The sequence below is a fragment of the Actinoplanes lutulentus genome, from assembly GCF_003259845.1.
GTDB classification, from domain to species: domain Bacteria; phylum Actinomycetota; class Actinomycetes; order Mycobacteriales; family Micromonosporaceae; genus Actinoplanes; species Actinoplanes lutulentus.
Map to the genome: position 1 here is coordinate 25505 of NZ_QLMJ01000032.1, position 19348 is coordinate 44852.

Here is a 19348-nt window from a genome sequence, read left to right on the forward strand (position 1 = left end):
GACCGCGGCATATCGATCACGAGTCCTACACCCGCTGCGGGTGTGGCCTGCAAAGAGATACATCGCTCCCCCAGACGCCTGCTGGGAAGACCAGGACGAACAACAGGTCGGCATCAAAGCTCGCCGGCGTCGCTCCATCGCTCCGGCAGGCCTACCCCAGCGGCCTCCAGCCGGGCGAGCTCAGCCTCCGTCCCGATGCCGGAACGGCGCTCAGGCCGCGCGACATACTGCTGAATCACCCAGTCCAGGAACTCCGGATTCACACCGGTGAGCGACACCGACCGCCGGCTGTCGACCGTGTCCGGACCGACCGAGTCCCACGGCACCAGCCTCGACCCGAATACCCGGGGCTGCCGAATCCCGTCCACCCCGAGCCGCACCGGCCCGCCGACGTGCAGAGCCACGTACCAGGCCAACACCAAAGCTGTCGCCAACCCCGCAGACAGCGGCAAGTCTTCCCCGTCGCCGTTCAGCAGGTCGCGAATGTCTTCGGAGAGCTGCAGACCCGTCGTCACGGTCAGGATGCCGAGAAGCAAGACCGGGTACGGATTGATCGGTGTCTCGAAGGCCGGCACCGCGGGCCGCGGGACCAGTCTCCTGGGCCGATATCGAGAACCCGACAGCGCGGCAAGCACAACAAACGTCAACACCACGATCAGCATCGGCCAGAGAGGACCATCGAAGAGCTGCAGCGAAACGCTCAGGAGTGACGTTGCGAGCAGCACGGCGGCGAAGAACCCGTAACGCCAGCGGTTCACCACGTCAGCCACTCACCGGAGGCGGCATGTGCGTCAAGCCGCAGGACTTGAGGTTCTACCACGTACCCAGTTCCCCCGTGTGTGCGAATCCGATTCGGCATTGCAGCAGCACACGGCTAACGCAAAGTGTCCAGACAGGAAATGCACAGCGAAAGGAGGGCCAGGCGAGGCCCCCGGTTAACATCCGCGGCCGACGAAAGTGCGGAACGTCTGACCGTCCGGGTCGTCGCGCCGACGGTCCGATTCGGATTGGATGGGACCGTGCGGATGCTCGCCATCATCCTCGCCGGCGTGCTCACGGCCGTCGCCACCGCGCTCTCCGCGGTGGCGATCAACGTCGCGACCGGTGGCGATGCCCCCTGGTTCCCCACCATGGAAGATCATCCGCTGCGCTGGACCGCGATCTCGGTGCCTTCGCTCGCGCTCGGCGCGTGGTTGCTCTGGTGGACACAGCGAGGGTACGAGTCCTCGCGCGCGACTCTGATCCCCGCAGCGCCGCCACCCGAGCCGTGGATGGTGGATCGGCCCCGTGAGCTGACCGCCATCGTCCGCGCCCTTCGCCGCCGCCGAGGCGTGACCGTCGGCATCACGACGGCCGTCCACGGCGCCGGCGGGTTCGGCAAGACGACGATCGCCCGGATGGTCCGGGCCGACGCCCGGGTTTCCCGGCATTTCGGCCGCCGGGTGTACTGGGTGACGCTCGGCCGCGACGCGCGCCGAGGCGCGCTCGTCGAAAAGATCAACGACCTGGTCAAGCAGATCGACCCGGCGCGCGCTCAACCCTTCACCGACGTACGCCAGGCAGCCGACCACCTCGCGGCAGTGCTCGCCGCAGGGCCACGCCGGTTGATCATTCTGGACGACGTCTGGGACGACGATCAACTGGCGGCGTTCCCCGTCGCGGGCAGATCCGCGCGGCTGGTCACCACTCGGGTGGCGACACTGGTCGCGGGCGGTGCGATCCCGGTGAAGGTGGACCGGATGTCGCCCGTGCAGTCCCGGCGGGTCCTGACCGCCGACCTGCCGCAGCCCCTGCCGCCCGAGGTGATCGACGGGTTGCTGGCCGAGGCCGGGAGCTGGCCGCTGCTGCTGCGTCTGGTCAACAAGCTTCTCCTCGACCAGACCCGGTCGCACACCGACGTGGCCGCGGCCGGCCGGGGCCTGCTGGCGCGGCTGCGCCGGGAGGGCCCGCTGAGCGTGGACCGGCTCACCGGCGTCGTCCCCGAGCAGCTGGACGTCAACAAGCCCGAACAGCGGGACAAGGCGATCGGCGCGACCATCGAGGCCGGCGCCGGCCTGCTCACCACAGCGGAACAGACCCGGTTCGCCGAGCTGTCGATCTTCGTCGAGGACGAGGTGGTCCCGGTCGCCCTGGTCGCCGCGCTCTGGCAGGCCACCGGCGCCCTGGACGAGACCGAGACCCGGCGGTTGTGTGCACGCCTTGCCGACCTGGCGCTGCTGACGCTGATCGGAACAGCCGAGGGCGGCACGATCGGGCTGCACGACGTCGTCCGCGACTACCTGGCCGACGGGCTCGGCGGCACCGAGATCGAACGGCTGCACGGCGTCCTGCTCGACACCGCCCGGGTGACACCCTGGTGGCATCTGCCGGACCACAGCCGCTACCTGCGGGACCACCTCGTCGAGCACCTCCTGTCGGCGGGCCGGGCCGACGAGGCAGCCGCTGTCGCCACCGATCTGCGCTGGGTGGCGACCAGGTTGGAGGACAACGGCCCGGCCGCGCCGGCCGCCGACCTCTCCCTGATCGACACGCCGAAGGCCCGGCGGCTGAACGAGTTGTTGCAGCAGACCGCACACCTGCTGGCCCCGACCGAGCCGCCCGGCGCACGCCTCGAGATCCTCTTCGATCGAGTGGCGCACGACGAGGACTGGGGAGCGCTCGCCGCTGAGCTCCAGCAACGATCCGCGCTCAGCAGCGTCTGGCCGCTGCCGGATCTGCCCGATCCAGCCCTGCGCCGCGCTTTCACCGGGCGGACCGCCGGAATCAACGCGCTCGCGATCGCCCCGGACGCGACCTGGCTCGTCAGCGGCGGCGAGGACGGTGTTCTCCGGCTCTGGGATCCGGAGTCCGGCCGCGAGATCCGGCAGCTCGGCAGCCACAAGCGCGGGGTGACCGCGCTGGCGGTCTCGGCGGACGGCGGCTCGGTCGCGAGCGGCAGCGCCGACGGATCGGTCCGATTGTGGGACGTCCCGACCGGCCGGCTGCGGACCGCTGTCAAAGGACACCCCGACAAGATCTCCGCGGTCGCGATCTCGCCGGACGGCTCCTGGGTGGCGACCGGCAGCATCACCGGGACGGTCTCCCTCTGGCATGCAGGCACCGGCCGGCCAGCGGCCCGCCTGATCACCGCGCCCTCCCGGACGATCCGCCGATGGCACCGGATCGTGGACCGGATCGTGCGTTCCTCGTTCCACCGGATCGACGGGATCGTCAGCATCTTCTTCGCGCCTGGCGGCGCCACGGTCACGGCGGTGGCCTACTACGGAACGGTCAGCACCTGGGACGTCGCGACCCGGCAGCGGAGGGGCGCCTTCGAAAGCGGCCGATGGCTGACCGCCGCCGCGGCGAGCCCGGACGGCACCCTGCTGGTCACGACCGGCGGCGGCAGGCAGGTCACGGTGTGGGACACCCGCACCGGCGAGCAGATCGGCGTGATCGACGAAGCCGCGGAAAGCATCGGCTACACCCCCACCGCCGTGGTGGTCACCTCGGACGGCTCGTCGGTCGTCATCGCCGGTCAGACCGGGCTGACGCATGTCTGTGACGTGAGCACCGGACGCGAGACGAGCCAGATTCGCAGCCACGCCAGCCACGTGACGGCCGTCGCCGCGGCATCCGGCGCCGGATGGATCGCGACTGCCGGCGTGGACGGGTTTCTCCGTACCTGGAATCCGGATTCCCGCGGTGAACACCCTCGGGAATCCGCTCTCGACCTGCCGACGGGGCCGATCTCCGTCGCGCCGGACGGCTCCTGGCTCGCGCAGGTGACCTCAGATCCTGATAGCACGCTTCGGCTGTGGCATCCGGACGGTCCGCGGTATGTCGCCGATCTCTTCGACGACCAGATCCGCTGCCTCGCCGTGTCACCACGGGGCGATTTGGCCGCAGCGGGCGGCCGCCGAGTCTGGATCAGGTGGTCCGGCGGCGAAACGAGCGAAGGCGACGTCGGTCAATGCTGGGCCATGGCATTCGCCGGCGACTGGCTCGCGCTCACCGACGCCGGTGGCGAGATCGTCCTGAAACGGCCTGGCACCCTGAGGACCTGGCAGCGCCTGAATCACCACAAGGGCGAGATCACCGCCATTGTCGCCGCGCCGTCGGGTGAATGGCTGGCCAGCGCGGGCCACGACACCACTGTCCGGCTCTGGAACCCGGAAACCGGAGAGCAGCTGGCCCGTCTCAGCGACCACGCCGGCCGGCTGCATGCCCTGGCCGCGGCTCCGGACGCCACATGGCTCGCCAGCGCAGGCGACGACGGCACGATCAGGCTCTGGGACCCGGCGGCTCACCGGCTGCTCGCCCGGCTGGTCGCCGGCGTCGACATGATCACGGCTCTCGCCGCGACCCCGGACAGCCGCTTTCTCGCCTCAGGCTCCTACGACGGCGCCATCCGCGTCTGGGACGTCGCCGCCCGCCGGGTGATTGCTCTGACCCGGGTCGACGGGCTGCCCGCATCACTCGCCTGGCACCCCGACGGCCGGCGCCTCTTCCTCGGCGGTTACGGCGGCGTGTACTGCTTCGCGCTTCAGCCGACGAAAATACAGAACGTGTGACCGTCCGGGTCGGCGTACACACGTAGTGGCTCTTCGGGGTCGTCGCTTCGATCGAAGCGCAACGTTCCGCCCAAGCTCAGCACGCGCTCGTGCTGGCGGTCGAGCTCGGCTTTCGAGTCGACCGCCGTGTCCAGATGCATCTGCTGCGGCACCGCGTCGTCCGGCCAGGTCGTCGGCGTGATGCCGTCGGTCTGCTGGAACGCCAGCTGCCACGACCCGTCATCGGCGAGCAGGACCAGCCATTCCTTCTCGGGCTCGTCCGAAGACGCCGGCGGCTCGTCGCCCGGCCGATATTCCAGGCCGAGCAGGTGGCGGTAGAACTCGGCGAGCCGCCGCGCGTCGGTGGTGTCCAGGACGAAGGACCTCAGCTTAGGAACGCTCACACCAAGCGTTTCTACCCCGGAAGCTGGTAGACAATCACGTCCCCGGCCCGGAACCGCTCGGTGGCGAGGTTGGCGAGCTCGGGCGAGACCGGCGAAGCCCGTTTGTCGGCGTAGAGCCACTTCGCCTTATAACGGTCACGGAGCTCGGCCAGGCCGGAAGCCGTCGGCGCGCTGAACGCCGCGTCGTTGATCCGCTGGCGTTCCGGCTCCGGCGACGCCGCCTTGAAGTACGGGATCCCGCTCTCCCCGTGCGCCGACTGCGTGGCCGGCTGGTACGCCCACCCTTCGAGCACCACCGCGTGCTCGGTCAGCGCCGACACCCAGAACGACCGGTTGGTGCAGTCCGCGTCGGTCTTCACCATCTCGCAGTGCACGTTGGTCGCCACGTAGTCCTCAGCCGGCGCGTTGTCAGCGAGCCAGGCCGCCGCGCGCATCTCGTTCTGGGTGACCCAGAAGTCGCCCTTCTTGCCGGCCGACGGCGTGGTGCCGTTGAACGCCTGCTCGGCCTGGCCGGAGACGCCGCGCCAGGTGGTGTCCCAGCCGAGCCCGATGCCGGCCGCGACCAGCACGGCCAGGCCGGTGCCGACCATGGCGGGCCAGCGCCGCCGGTGCAGCCACCACAGGCCGGCGCCGATCGCCAGAACGATCAGCAGCACGATGACCGGACGGCCCAGGTTGTATCGCCAGTGGTCCTGCCACGGCCCGTCCAGGCCGGGACCGAACCGGTAGAGCAGCGCGCCGGTCAGCGCCCCGGCGAGCAGGCCGCCGGCGATCGGCAGGTACGCCTTGCGCGGCGCCACCGCGGTGAGCAGCCACGCGGTCAGCGCGGCCTGCGCCGGGATCGCCGAGTAGACGAAGTAGAGCTCGCCGTTGGCGGTGTGGTTGACCAGCAGCGCGCCGGCCCAGCCGGCGATGCCGATGCCGGCCAGGACCCAGGCGGCCGCGTCCTTGCGGATGTCGCGGCGCAGCAGCGCGGCGAAGCCGAGGACCCGGCCGAGCTGGCTGATCACGAAGCAGACCACCAGCGCCGGCAGGATCAGCTTGAGACCCCACGGCACGTGGAACATCTGCTCGGGCAGAATGCCGCCGGTGCCGGGGATGTGGTCCTTGCCGACCACCCAGATGTACTGGCCCTTGAAGCTGAACGTGGCGCCGAACTGGATGCCGGCGCCGGATCCGCCACCGGCCAGGAACGGCACGGTCAGCGCCAGGACCAGCGCGGCCGCACCGAGCGCGCCGAGCATCATCTTCGGGAGCTGCCGGGTGATCACCCAGAGCGCGAGCCCGCCGAGCATGATGCCGCCGAGCAGCACCGGCAGCGAGCTGGACTTGCTGGCCGTGGCGACGACGAGCAGCATGCCGAACAGCGCCCAGCCGCGTTTTTTCAAGGGCACGCCCCGCGCCATGTCGACCAGCAGCGCCGCGACCACGGTCACGAACGGGATCGAGAAGGTCAGCGTCGGGCTGTACCAGGGCTCGACGGTCACCGGCCAGCTCGAGAACTCCGGCCAGATCGAGGCGAGCGGCAGCGCCACCGCCACGAACGCGGCGACCGGCCCGGCCCACCACACCCGGCTCGCCTGCCGCGCCAGGCCGGCAATGACCAGGACCGTGGTGATCACGATCGGTCCGGCCCAGAGGCGCAGCATCACTGTCGCCAGCTCGGCGCCGCTGATCATCGTGGCCGAGGCCCGGAACGCGTCGGAGAACCAGTGGTACTTCAGCGGCTCGCCGGCCATCTGCGGCTGGGTCGGGAAGATCGTGTGGCTGAGCTGGGCGGCGTTCGCCCAGTGGTAGTAGATGTCGCCGAACAGCGAGTGGGTGACCGGCGGCAGCGGGTTGGTCGCCCACTCACCGAGCCCGAGGACCGCGACGGCCAGCACCGCGATCGCGGCGATCGCCCACGACCAGGCGAGCGGCAGCGGCTGCGGGTCCTCGATCCGCCAGTGCCGGCGCAGGCCGGGCACCGCCGCGAACACGGCGATCACCAGCAGCGGCCACACCCACAGAACCCCGCCGATCCCGAGGCTCACGAAGATCGCCCAGCCGATCAGCTGCACCGCGATGCCCGCGGTCGCGCCGAACCCGATGTCCTCCGGCAGGTTGCCGCGGCTGCCGCGCAGCGCCCGGTAGACGAGCACGCCGGGCACCAGCACACCGAGCGGCCAGTAGACCGCGTACCGCAGCGTCTCGACGCCGGGCGTGTTCGACCAGGTCAGCAACCCGAGCAGCACCGCCACGACGACCAGCCAGGGCAGCACCCGCAACAGGTCCGTCGTCCGCTCGGCCTTGACCTCGGCCGGCGCCGGCGCGGGCACCCGCTCGATGACCGCCGTTGATTCGCTCACTTGTCCCCCATGGCTCCCGATCGGCAGCACGCTAACGGATCGTCGTTGCGTCGCTCGCCCGGCCACGGACAGCAAAACCACAGGTCAGAGGGGGTATTCCATGACCCGTTCAGAGCGAGGCCAACTGCTGTGCGCCAAGAAATCACCACCCGATCAGCAACGGGACCAGCGCCAGCCCATTGATCGCCCCGTGCACCACGATCAGCGCCCACACGTTGCGGTACTTCGACCAGAGGTATCCGGCGAACACCCCGAGTGCACCGTTGGACGTCAGGATCAGCAGGGTGATGTCCAGAAACGGTCCGTCCGCGTACCGGTGCACGTGCATCGCCACGAACAGCAGCGCCGTCGCGACGATCGCCGGCCACCGCCCCCAGAGCGCTTCGAGGCGGGTCTGCAGAATCACCCGATAGAAGATCTCCTCAAGAACACTCGCGGTCAGAAACGTGTAGAGCGCGACCACGGCAAGCTCCACCCGGCCCCAGTCCCCATATCCGGAAATGTCGGTCTCGACCAGCGGGCTGTAGAAGAACAGATATCCCCAGACGGCGATCACCACACCGGGTCCGAGCCAGTACCAGAACCGCGGGATCCGCGCACGATGCTCGCCCGCCGGCGACACCGCGGGAATCCGCCGCAGCACCACCCAGGCCCCGCCCAGCAGGATCAAAATCTTCGCGATCGGATAAATCGCCGACTCACCGAGCAGCAGCCCCGCCACCGGAAACAGCAGCGCCAACCCGGCCAGCCACACCACCTGCCGCCGCAGCCGCTCATCGTCGGAACGCTCCAACAACGGCAGCTTCGGCGGCACCAGCCTGATCAAAATCAGTCCAACGACATAGGGCACCACCACCGCCGCGAGCGGCACACCCCCGGCCTCCGCATCAGCCGACGTGGCCAGCGCCGTCCGCCCCATCAGCCATAACACCACCGGCGCACCAGCAAGCAGCCCGATCCCCGCCCCGGTCAACCCCCTGGTCAGCATCAATCCATCATGGACACCACAAGCAAACCCATCCATGGATACGCGTAACCGAGGCCGGACAACCGCAAGCCCGCCCGCACCCGAGAGTCCAACACCTGCCGGCCCTCCCCCCGGCGCGCTCCGCCGCCGGCCCCGGCGCCCCTCACCCCCCAGCCGCACGTGGCGACAGCACGTCACCAGAACACTCGCGAACCGCCCGACGTCGACACGCCGCGGCGGCGGCCTTCCCGGAACTTGTGAGTTCGCGGTCGCCCGGGCGGCCCAACCGCACAAAATCCGAGCAACGCCTCGCCGCGAGAGCGGCCGCACCTTCCGCCGCCGGACCCGGCGTCCCCCACCGGCTGCACAGCAGGGTCGCCACCATGTACAGCCAACAGCCGTGCCGTACAGCCGACCGGCCGGCGGGCGTCAGCTTGCGCTCGCGGTCGCGAATTCAGGCCCTACGCGACCACAAGCACCAGCCCGGCCACGCCGGCTCGCGCTTGCGGTCGCGAAAACGGGCCCTGCGCGACCACGAGCGCAAGCCGGGCCACGCCGGCTTGCGCTTGCGGTCGTGAAAACGGCGCCCGCGCGACCGCGAGCGCCAGCCGGTCGGGGGTGAGGGGGCGCCGGGGCCGGCGGCGGAGCGCGCCGGCGGGAGGGGCCGGCAGGTGTCGAGAGACCACGGGAGGTGGTTGATGCGGTTGTCGAGGCCCGGTCTCGCGTATCAAAAGAAACGGCGCCGGACCACAATGGCCCGGCGCCGGATCGCGAAACAGGGGTTAGCGGAGGAGCGCCCAGGCGGTGTCGCGGGCGCGGGCGGCGGCGAGAAGGCCCGCTACCGCTGCCGCGTTGGTGATTTCGCCGCGCAGGGCCATTTCGACCGCTTTGTCCAGGGGGACGCGGTGGACCTCGATGTCGGCTTCCTCGGCGGTGCGCACGTGCCGGTCCGCCGCCGGCACCTCAGCAAGGTCGCGGGCCAGGTAGACCAGCACGAACTCGTCGCTGAAGCCCGGTGAGGTGTGCAGGTCGACGAGGTGGTCGAAGCGGCCGGCCGTGAGGTCTGCCTCCTCGGCCAGTTCGCGGGCCGCGGTCAGTGCCGGGTCCTCACCCTCGACGTCGCGCAGGCCGGCCGGCAGCTCCCACAGGTGGGAGCGCACCGGATGCCGGTACTGCTTGATCAGGACCACCTGGTCCTGATCGTCGAGGGCAACGACGACCACCGCGCCGCGGTTCTCCACCACGTCGCGGGCGGCGGAGGTGCCGTCGGACATGGTGATCTCGTCGGTGTAGACCGAGAAGATCGCCCCGTGGAACCGATCGGTGCGGGAGAGCCGCTCGTGGGCGAAGGTCATTCGGGCGCGACCGGCAGCTCGTCCGCGGCCGCGTAGGCGATCGCGGCCTTGACCAGGCCGTCGAAGAGCGGGTGCGGCCGGGTCGGGCGGCTCTTCAGCTCGGGGTGAGCCTGTGTGGCCACGAAGTACGGGTGGACGTCGCGGTCCAGCTCGATGAACTCGACGAGCCGGCCGTCCGGCGACGTACCGGAGAAGACCAGGCCGGCCTGCGACAGCTTGTCGCGGTAGTCGTTGTTCACCTCGTAGCGGTGCCGGTGCCGCTCGGAGATCTCCGTGGCGCCATACACCTCGGCGACGATGGAGCCCTCCTTGAGAGCGGCCGGGTACGCACCCAGGCGCATGGTGCCACCCAGGTCGCCCTTGCCTGCGACGATGTCCTCCTGGTCGGCCATCGTGGAGATGACCGGATAGGTGGCGCGCTCGTCGAACTCCAGCGAGTTCGCCCCGGTGAGACCGGCCATGTTGCGGGCCGCGTCGATCGTCATGCACTGCAGGCCGAGGCAGAGGCCGAGGATCGGGACCTGGTTCTCCCGCGCGTACCGCGAGGTGTTGACCTTGCCCTCGATGCCGCGGACGCCGAAGCCGCCCGGGATGACGATGCCGTCGGCGCCCTTGAGAGCGGCGGCGGCGCCGGCCGGGGTGACGCACTCGTCGCTCGGCACCCAGCGCAGCTTGATCTTGACGGTGTTGCCGAAGCCGGCCGCCCGGATCGCCTCGGAGACCGACAGGTACGCGTCCGGCAGATCGACGTACTTGCCGACCAGCGCGATCGTGATGGTGCGCTTCGGGTGGTGCACGCGCTCCAGCAGGTCGTTCCAGGTCTTCCAGTTGACGTCCCGGAACGACAGGCCGAGACGGCGCACGACGTACGCGTCGAGGCCCTCGTCGTGCAGGACCTTCGGGATGTCGTAGATGCTGGGCGCGTCCGGACAGGCGATGACGGCCTCACGGTCGACGTCGCAGTAGAGCGCCAGCTTGTGTTTCATCTTGTCCGGGATCTCCCGGTCACTGCGGCAGATCAGCGCGTCCGGCTGAATACCGATGTTGCGCAGCGCCGCCACCGAGTGCTGGGTCGGCTTCGTCTTCAGCTCGCCCGACGGCGCCAGATAAGGCACCAAGGAGACGTGCAGGTAGAAGACGTGGTCCCGGCCGACCTCGTGGCGCACCTGACGGATCGCCTCGAGGAACGGCAGCGACTCCATGTCGCCGACCGTGCCGCCCACCTCGGTGATGACGACGTCCGGGACGAGACCGTTCTCGTCCGGGTCGCCCATCGCGAAGATGCGGCTCTTGATCTCGTTGGTGATGTGCGGGATGACCTGCACGGTATCGCCCAGGTATTCGCCGCGCCGCTCCCGGGCGATGACCGCCGAGTAGACCTGGCCGGTCGTGACGTTCGCCTTGCCGGAGAGATCCCGGTCGAGGAAGCGCTCGTAATGGCCGACGTCGAGGTCCGTCTCGGCGCCGTCCTCCGTCACGAAGACCTCGCCGTGCTGGAACGGGTTCATCGTTCCTGGGTCGACGTTCAGATAAGGGTCCAGCTTCTGCATCACGACGCGGAGACCGCGGGCGGTGAGCAGATTGCCGAGGCTGGAGGCGGTGAGGCCCTTGCCCAGCGAGGAGGCGACGCCCCCGGTGACGAAGATGTGCCGCGTGTCGCGCACTGATGAGGCCAAGGCCCGCTCCCGTGGTCGCCTGTCTTTCTCCAACTTGCGGCAAGGGCCGGTTAAAGCCCCATCCACGGGAATTCACCGTAACACTGTTTGCCGGAGCCGCCACGTCTGGGCTGCTCGGCACGCGTGTCAGCGGGCCCTCAGACGGCTCTTTCACCCGCCTGAACTGGATCATCGTCGGATTTGCGTAGCAACGGTCCGCCCGGTCCGTCCGTTTCGCCGGGCGACGAGCTGCGGTCGGCGGCGTGAAGGAGAACACGTAACGCCGTGAGCACCGCCACCGGAACGGCCAGCGCCGCCGCCGTTCCGGACACCCCGAGAGCCGTCCCGCCGAACAGTCCGGCGATCAGGGTCGCCACCGTGGTGCCGGCGATACCCGCGCGGACCGCCGGATGCAGCCCGTAGACCCGGTTGAGGCCACCCCACGGGGAGAACTGGCAGAAGGCGAGCATCAGGGCACCGAAGAGCGCGAGGAGCGTGAGAGGGCTGTCCACCAGTGCCTGACCGCTCGCCGCGGCGGCCCGCTGCATGGCCGGCCCGGCGGTGCCGTTGCCGAGCGAGGTCAGGAACCGGCCGAGGGTGCCCTGTTCCAGCTCCGGCCGGCTCAGGTCGAAGACCGCGAACCCGATGGTGACCACCAGACCGGCCAGAGCCGCCCAGGCGAACCGCGGGAACGTCAGCCAGCCGCCGGTGCTGATCGCCGCCGCGACGCACACCCCGGCGGTCACCGCGATCGCGCCGGTCGGGTCGGCGCCGAGGTACGGGCTGCCGACCACGACGACACCCAGTCCACCGAAGATCACCATGATCAGCGGGCGCCACTGCCGGGTGACCCACTGGGCCACGCAGCCGGCCAGCAGCATCAGACCGGCCACGAAGACGCCGAGCCCGACACTGCCGACGCCGGCGTAACGGATGCCGTACACCGCCGAGTAGCCGGCCACGCCGTTGAGCTGGAGCCGGGCGCCGGTGAGCAGGTCCAGCGCGACCACCACGACGGCGACCGCGGAGACCGCGCCCATCGGCCACAGGGTGCGCGGGTACCGCGGCGACAGCCGGATCACCAGCGTGCCGAGCACCATCAGCGCGGCCGTGGCCGAGCCGAACGCCCACGCCGGATGCTCGCTGCTCCACCACGGCACCAGGTCGGCGACGAGCGCCGCCGGGATCGCCAGCCCGGCCGCGATCAGGGCGGCCTCGACGATCGCCACGAGGCGGCGCGGTGGCAGCGACGGCCCGGCCGGTCCGGCGTGCCGGCGGGCCCGGATCAGCACCGGGATCGTGGCGGCGAACAGCAGCAGCTGCACGATCGCCAGCACCGCGAAGAAGATCTCGGTGACGCCGCGCTGGGCGATCGCCCGCCGGTCGGCGTCGTGTTCGCCCTGCATGGCCTCGGCCGGGTCGGCCGGGCGGCCGTCGGCGACGGTGGCCGCGTACCCGGAGAACAGCTTCTCCGGCGCCGGGCGGCCCAGCGCCGACAGCACGGTCGGCGCCAGGTCGACCAGTTGCAGATATCCGTCGCGGCCGGTGCCGGCCGAGGTGAGCCAGCCGCCCTCCCAGCCCGGTCCTTCGGCGATCGCGACGTGCAGCCGGGAGCTGGGGTCGGTGTCGGAGATCCCGGCGATCAGCATGAGCGAGCGTTCCGGGCGGGAGCTGAGGACCCGGGCCAGGACCGCGTCGGCGGCGGCGACGTCGGCCTGACGTTCGGCACCGCTGCCGTTGATGGTGCCGAGGTCGACCACGCTGAGCACACAGTCACCGAGCAGGGTGGACGGGTCCGCGGGCAGTTCCGGGACGTACTTGTCGACGCGGCCGAACGGGCGGGCCGCCGCGATCGCCGCGCCGGGGCCGACGGCCACCGTGCAGCGCACCGATTCGGCGAGGGCGCCCGGCGTGGTGCCGTACGGCATCCGGTCCTGGTTGTTGCGGACCACGGTGCGCTGGTCGACGACGTTCGCGCCGATGCCGTCCGGGCGGGTGAGCTGGGGCTCGGCCGCGGGGCAGCGGCCGGTCACCTCCCGGGAGTCCCAGGCCGCGTAGTTGCCGGCGCCCAGCGTCAGGAACCCGTCGGCCGGGCAGGTCACCGCGTGCGCGGATCGCACGGTCAGCCAGCCGACCGAGCCCGCTTTCGCCTCCTGCCAGAGTGCCGGGGTGCGCTGCGGGTCCAGGTCCTCCCAGCGCAGGCCGGGCGCGGCCGCCACCACCACGTAATCGGCGGCGCCGCGGCTGGCCTGCTCGTCGGGACGGATCGTCAACCCGGCCAGGCTGGTCACCGCGACCAGGGCCAGCAAAAGATAAGGCACCCAGGCACGGGTGGGTGCGACACCCGGACGCTGAACCCGGCGCAGCCGGTCCTTGATCACCGGCGGACCGCCGTGACCTCGGCGTACGCGGAGCACACGTCGGCAACCACATCCGGCTCGGTCGGCCAGGTCGCCGCCTGCACGGGGCCACGGGCCGCGTAATCGGCGCGCAGCTCGGGGTCGGCCAGCATCCGGCGGACCGCTTCGTCGAGCGCGTCCAGGTCACCCGGCGGGATCACCACGGCGGCGTCACCGACCAGCCCGGGCAGCCCGCCGACCGCGGTGACGATCAGCGGCACACCGGCGTACAGGGCCTCCTGGGTGAACAGCTGCCGGGCCTCCCAGTCGCTGGTGACCACCGCCAGGTCCGCGCCGAGCAGCAGGTCGGGCACGTCGCCGCGGTGCCCGAGCAGGTGGAACGGGGCGTGCAGCTGCGACGCCCGTTGCGCCAGGGGCATGTAGCTCGGCCCGGAGCCGGCCACCGCCACCACCGGCGCGGGCGTCAGGTCACGCCACCGGGCGGCGGCGTCGACGAGCAGGTCGTAGCGTTTCTGCGGGTGCAGCCGGCCGACCGACAGGATCAGCGGGGTCGCGGCCTTGAGCCGGAACTCGGCGCGCACCGCCGATCGGGTGCGCTTCGGCGGGTCCAGCCGGGGTGAGGCCACCGGGCCGAGCCGGGCGTGTTTCGCACCCATCGTGACGGCCCGGTCCACCAGGTCCTGTGAGGCGCCCAGGGTGAGCGCGGCGTTACGCGCCACGATCCGCTCCAGCAGCGCTCCGGCCTGGCCTTTCAGGCCACGCGCGAGCACGGCGTTGTGCCAGGTCACCACCAGGGGCACTGCGGTACGCGCGAGCGACACCACGAATCCGGCCCGCAACCCGTGTGCGTGGATCACCTCGGCGTCCCGGCCGGTGATGGCCTTGCGCAGCTGCCGGATCGCGCCGGAGTCCTGCGGCCCGGGGTCGGCCGGAATCTCCACCGGCGCGAACTCGACACCGGACGTGCTGAACCCGAAGTGCGCGTCGGTCGCGGCCGGGCCGCAGACCAGCACCCGGCAACCGGCCTCGACCAGTCCCCGGGCCAGCGAGGCGACGTGCTGGCCGATCCCGCCGGTGCTGGACGCGAGGACCAGCACAACCGAGCCACGCCACCTGTCGTCGCTGCTCACGGACGGGTTTCCTCCCTGAAGAAGTTTATTTTCGCAGCCTTGCGACCAGCGGTTGCATGTCACGCCGGTCCAGCGCGTACGCCACCACGGCGAACACCACCACGACGGCGACACCGCCCAGCATGCCTTCCGCGAGGGCGGCGGGCACTCCCGGGGTGGGCCAGAATGCCCGTTCCAGCCCGGTCACGGTCGCCCATCCGGCGACACCGGCGGCGAGGGCTGCCACCACGGCCGCGGCACCGGCCCGGCCGAATCCGGCGAGTGCCGCCGGGCCCGCGTGCCGGCGTACCGCGCGGACCAGCAGCATCCCGGTCACTGTCATCCCGGCCGCGTTGGCGAGGCCCAGTCCGAGCAGCTCGGCCCGGCCGCCGGCGCTCGCGGTGACCGCGACGACCACGATCCCGGCGCAGAGCCAGCCGATCCCGGACGCCGCGGCGGCCGCCCTCGATGCACCCCGGGCGTAGAGGGCTCGGGACAGCAGGGCGAACATCGCGTACCCCAGCAGGCCGGGCGCGAAGCCGATGATGCCGGGGACCGCGCCGGGCGCGTTCATCAGGAACGCCGCCGGGACGGCCAGCCCGGCGAGCGCGGCCGCGCCCAGACCGGCGAGCAGAATGATCGACTTGGCGGTGCCGGAGAGCGCGGAGGCGTACGCGTCCTCGTCACCGCGCGCGGCGGCGTCCGACAGGCGCGGGTACACCGCGGTGGCCAGCGGCACCGCGAGGACCGCCCAGGGCAGCAGGAAGACGGTCTGCGCGCCGTTGTAGCGAGCCAGCTGCGCGGCCCCGAGCGTCACGACGAGGGCCACCACGATCTGCTGCGCGCCGACGGTCACCGCACCGGCCCAGCCGAGCCGGACCGCCTGCTGTCCCTCGTCGCCGGGGAACCGCAGCGAGGGCCGCAGACGCAGCCGCAGCCGGGCGAGCGGCACGAACAGGCAGAGGGTCAGCACCACCACGCCCAGTGTGGTGCCGATCGACAGGGTCAGCTCGCCGGCGGTGCTCAGCCCGGCGAAACCGGTCCGGGCGCCGTCGATCCCGGCGTACGCCAGGTACGCGCTCATCACCGTGACGCTGGACAGCAGCGGCGCGATCACCGGCCACGCGAACCGGTGGTGTGCCTGGAGCACCCCGGCCAGCACGATGCCGATCCCGTACAGCGGCAGCTGCGGCGCGAAGATCCGCAGCATCCGGGCCGCGACCTCCTGGTGCGCCGGGTCGACACCCTGCAACAGCCCGGTGATCGGGCCGGCGGCCAGCGCCACCAGCACGGCGAGCGGCACGGTCAGCGCCAGCATCCAGGTCAGCAGCGCCGAGGTGACGGCGCCGACGCGCTGCCGGTCGCCCTCGGCCGCCGCTTTCGCCACCAGCGGCACCACGAGGCTTGCCAGAGCGCCACCGGCCACCAACTCGAAGACGATGTTCGGGACCGTGTTCGCCGCGAAGTAGATGTCGGCGAGACCGCCGTCGCCACCCTCACCGACCGTGTAGAAGAAGACCAGGGTACGGCCGAACCCGGCGAGCCGGGCGACCACCGTGAGCACGGTGATCAGCGCCGCTGCCCCGGCGATCTTCGCAGCGGTCTTCGCCGTATCGGTCACGCTTCGGGTGGCCGGCGGCCGAGCTCGTCGACGGCGCGCAGCCACGGCGTGTCCTGGATGACCTTGGTGAAGCTGATCTGCTCGCTCGCGGCGGTCAGCGCCGCCAGCACGGCCAGCGCCGCCACCCGGCTCCCGGTGCCGGCCCGGGCCGTGAACGCCACCCCGAGCAGCGCGCCGAGCGCGTTCGCCCCGGAGTCGCCGAGCATGATCTCCTCGTTCAGGTCGGCCGGCAGCAGGGCCGCGCCGGCGCCGATCGTCCCGGCGGTCATCGCGCCGCCGCGGCCGATCGCCAGCGGCGCCCCGAGGATGGCACCGGCCTTGAGCGCGCGGCCGGGACGCAGGTCGAGAAGGTTCAGCAGGTTCGCCGTCCCGGCGATCACCCCGGCGCCGAGCAGCACGTCGGCGCCCCGGCCGAAGCCGCTGCGCCGGTTGCTGCCGATCAGGGCGGAGGCGACCAGGCCGGCCGTGCCCACTCCGGCGATCTTGACGAGGCCGCTGGTGACCCGGCCCTCGCGCAGCGCGCCCAGGTGGCCGGCGAAGCCCTTCGCGGTCTTCTGCTCCGGCCGGTTGCCGACGATGTCGTCATAGAGCCCGACCGCGCCGCTGACCGCTCCGGCGGCGACCGCCGCGGCGGCGAGCCGGGGCGTCGCGGCACCGGAAGCAGCGCCGGCCGTGGCGCCCAGCGCGAGCGCGGGACCGCCGGCGAGGGTCACCGTACGGCCGTGGAAGTTGGTCCGGCGCAGGTCACCCGCGTTCGGGTCGCGGCGCACCCAGGCGAGAGCGGACCGCGCGACCAGGGCGCCGATGCCGAAGGAGCGGAGGTAGGCCATGGCCCGAAAGTCTAGTCAGGGGTGTTACGGCGCCGCTGACGGCACCATCGAGGAGGAGCCGGTGCCGAGGCCGTACTGACCGATTTTGTTCTGCACGAGGCGCTCGGTGGTCGCCATCGCGGTCGCCACCTGGCCCTGCACGGTGCTCACGTTGTCCACCGTGGAGATCTTCTTCACCAGGCTCGGGTCGCTGCGCACCCCGGCCACCAGGGTGCCCTCGCCGGCGCCGTCGCCGGCCACGATCAGCGGCCGGTTCATGCCGAACTGGGCCGCGACGGTGACCGCGAACGCACTCTTCTTCGTGGCTTCCTTGTCGGTGGCGGGCTCACCGGCGACCAGCACGATCGCCTCGGCGCCACCGGTCGCGTTGTCCTCGACACCGAGGTAACCGGCCTGCGAGAGCCCGGTCAGCACCGCTGTCACGTCATCCTGCGTCGGCGACGTGGTGCCCTGCAGCAGGGTCAGCGCGATCAGCGCGCTCGCCGTCTCCACGCCGTCGCTGTTCCGCGGCAGCGAGGTCACCGGGATGCTCACCTGCGACGACTGGTCGGCCAGGTCGAGCAGCTCGTTGGAGTAGTTCGGGTCGAGGAACTTCTCCTCCACCCGGACCCGCGCGGTCACCGTCGCGTTCGCCACGTTCAGCATCTTGGTCACCGCGTCGGCGGTGTCCTCGGCGCCGGGCAGCGACACCACGGCGATCTTGCGGGTGGCCAGCTTGCCGGCGAGCACCACCGGCGCCAGCTCGGTCGCGAAGTCCTGGTTGCGGTTGAGCTCGTCGCGGGCCTGGTTCACCTGATCGCGGCGAACGTCGTTGTCCTTCTTCAGCGCCTCGAGGTTGGCACGCAGGTTCTCGGAGACCGGGCCGTTGAGCGCGGCGGTGCCGACCACCAGGCCGATCGCGAGCGCGAGGAAGACCGCGGTGAGAGACACCACGTGGTACCGGAAGTTGATCACGACGCCCTCAGAAGAAATTGTCGAGCTGGAACACCAAATTGTTCCACCACTCGGACACGACGGTGAGGTACGCCTTCCCCACCGTGGAGACGGCCACCGCCGAAGCCATCGCCGCGAGGGCGGACAGCACCAGGAGCAGCAGCGCGGAGCCGGAGATGTTCTGCCGGTAGAGCCGGCTCACGCCTTTCGCGTCGACCAGCTTGCCGCCGACCTTGAGCCGGGTCAGGAACGTCGACGCCATGCCGCCGCGGCCCTTGTCGAGGAACTCGACAAGGTTCGCGTGGGTGCCGACCGCCACGATCAGTGACGCGCCCTTCTCGTCGGCGAGCAGCATCGCCAGGTCCTCGCTGGTGGCCGCGGCCGGGAACGTGATCGCGTCCACCCCGACACCACGGACCCGCTCCAGGCCGGGCGCGCGCCCGTCCGGGTACGCGTGAACGATCACCTCGGCGCCGCACCGCAGCACGTCGTCGGTGACCGAATCCATGTCGCCGATGATCAGGTCGGGGGTGTAACCGTTCTCCACCAGGGCGTCGGCGCCGCCGTCCACCCCGATCAGGACCGGTTTGTACTCCCGGATGTAGGGCCGGAGGACGTCGAGGTCCTCCTTGTAGTCGTAACCGCGCACCACGATCAACACGTGCCGGCCGGCGATGCGGGTCCGCACGTCCGGCACGCCGACGCCGTCGAGCAGCAGCTCACGCTCCTGCTTCATGTAGTCGAGCGTGTTCTGCGCGAACGCCTCCAGCTGCACCGACAGGCCCTCGCGGGCGTCGGCCATCGCCTGGGCGACGGTTTCGGTGTCCTGCCGCACGCCGGTGGCGACGGGCTCGCCGGCGAGCAGCACGGTGCCACCGTCGATGCTGACCGTCTGCCCCTCGCGCAGGCCCTTGAAGATGTCCTCACCGAGGCCGTCGACGAGCAGCACGCCACCCTTGATCAGCACTTCCGGACCCAGGTTCGGGTACCGGCCGGAGATCGAGGGCTTCGCGTTGAGCACCGCGGTCACACCGGAGGCGACCAGCGAGTCGGCCGCCACCCGGTCCAGATCGAGGTGGTCGATCACGGCGATGTCGCCGGGACGCAGCCTGCCGGTCAGTCGCTTGGTACGCCGATCGAGCCGGGCCACCCCGGAAACCGGGCCGGGCTCGGTGGAACGCGTGCGGCGCAAGGTGGGAAGTCGCATCCCGGCCATCCTGACACGGCGTCGCAC

General features: G+C 71.2%; 13 protein-coding genes. 1 reads left to right on the forward strand and 12 read right to left on the reverse strand.

Annotation, left to right across the window (positions count from 1 at the left end):
* Positions 1 to 113 precede the first annotated feature (113 nt).
* Positions 114 to 662: a hypothetical protein gene (locus B0I29_RS47265; protein ID WP_245973202.1), complete on the reverse strand. Its 549-nt coding sequence runs from the start codon at positions 660 to 662 to the stop codon at positions 114 to 116.
* A 363-nt stretch (positions 663 to 1025) separates the two neighbouring features.
* On the opposite strand from B0I29_RS47265, the gene B0I29_RS43755 reads away from it, so the two are divergent.
* Positions 1026 to 4553, forward strand: coding sequence for a WD40 domain-containing protein (locus B0I29_RS43755; protein WP_183192688.1), 3528 nt, complete (start codon positions 1026 to 1028; stop codon positions 4551 to 4553).
* Here B0I29_RS43755 and B0I29_RS43760 read toward each other — a convergent pair.
* From B0I29_RS43760 to steA, 11 genes are all read right to left on the reverse strand, one after another.
* The gene (locus tag B0I29_RS43760) at positions 4526 to 4936 is read right to left on the reverse strand and encodes a VOC family protein (RefSeq protein WP_111655097.1); all 411 of its coding nucleotides are present in this window, start codon (positions 4934 to 4936) and stop codon (positions 4526 to 4528) included. The two genes, B0I29_RS43755 and B0I29_RS43760, sit on opposite strands and share 28 nt — an antisense overlap.
* An 11-nt stretch (positions 4937 to 4947) precedes the next feature.
* Positions 4948 to 7284 (reverse strand): hypothetical protein, encoded by a 2337-nt coding sequence (locus B0I29_RS43765; protein ID WP_111655098.1) that lies wholly within the window; start codon positions 7282 to 7284, stop codon positions 4948 to 4950.
* A gap of 142 nt (positions 7285 to 7426) precedes the next feature.
* Positions 7427 to 8272: a CPBP family intramembrane glutamic endopeptidase gene (locus B0I29_RS43770; protein ID WP_181558290.1), complete on the reverse strand. Its 846-nt coding sequence runs from the start codon at positions 8270 to 8272 to the stop codon at positions 7427 to 7429.
* A gap of 761 nt (positions 8273 to 9033) precedes the next feature.
* Complete coding sequence (locus tag B0I29_RS43775) at positions 9034 to 9606, reverse strand: NUDIX domain-containing protein (RefSeq protein ID WP_111655100.1); 573 nt, start codon at positions 9604 to 9606, stop codon at positions 9034 to 9036.
* A complete protein-coding gene (locus tag B0I29_RS43780; protein WP_111655101.1) occupies positions 9603 to 11282 on the reverse strand; it encodes a CTP synthase in 1680 nt (559 codons plus the stop codon). Before B0I29_RS43780 ends, B0I29_RS43775 begins: the two co-directional genes overlap by 4 nt.
* 137 nt (positions 11283 to 11419) lie before the next feature.
* Positions 11420 to 13642: a hypothetical protein gene (locus B0I29_RS43785; protein WP_245973203.1), complete on the reverse strand. Its 2223-nt coding sequence runs from the start codon at positions 13640 to 13642 to the stop codon at positions 11420 to 11422.
* Positions 13639 to 14751 carry a glycosyltransferase family 4 protein gene (locus B0I29_RS43790; protein ID WP_111655102.1) on the reverse strand — a complete coding sequence of 371 codons (1113 nt, stop codon included), beginning with the start codon at positions 14749 to 14751 and terminating at the stop codon, positions 13639 to 13641. Before B0I29_RS43790 ends, B0I29_RS43785 begins: the two co-directional genes overlap by 4 nt.
* Before the next feature lie 25 nt (positions 14752 to 14776).
* Positions 14777 to 16351, reverse strand: a complete 1575-nt coding sequence (murJ, locus tag B0I29_RS43795) for a murein biosynthesis integral membrane protein MurJ (protein WP_111655103.1) — start codon at positions 16349 to 16351, stop codon at positions 14777 to 14779.
* The gene (locus B0I29_RS43800) at positions 16348 to 17181 is read right to left on the reverse strand and encodes a hypothetical protein (protein ID WP_111655104.1); all 834 of its coding nucleotides are present in this window, start codon (positions 17179 to 17181) and stop codon (positions 16348 to 16350) included. The genes murJ and B0I29_RS43800 overlap by 4 nt, the downstream gene beginning before the upstream one ends.
* Before the next feature lie 24 nt (positions 17182 to 17205).
* Complete coding sequence (locus B0I29_RS43805; protein WP_111655105.1) at positions 17206 to 18135, reverse strand: copper transporter; 930 nt, start codon at positions 18133 to 18135, stop codon at positions 17206 to 17208.
* Positions 18136 to 18142: 7 nt separating this feature from the next.
* The gene (gene steA / locus B0I29_RS43810; protein ID WP_111655116.1) at positions 18143 to 19321 is read right to left on the reverse strand and encodes a putative cytokinetic ring protein SteA; all 1179 of its coding nucleotides are present in this window, start codon (positions 19319 to 19321) and stop codon (positions 18143 to 18145) included.
* Positions 19322 to 19348 lie beyond the last annotated feature (27 nt).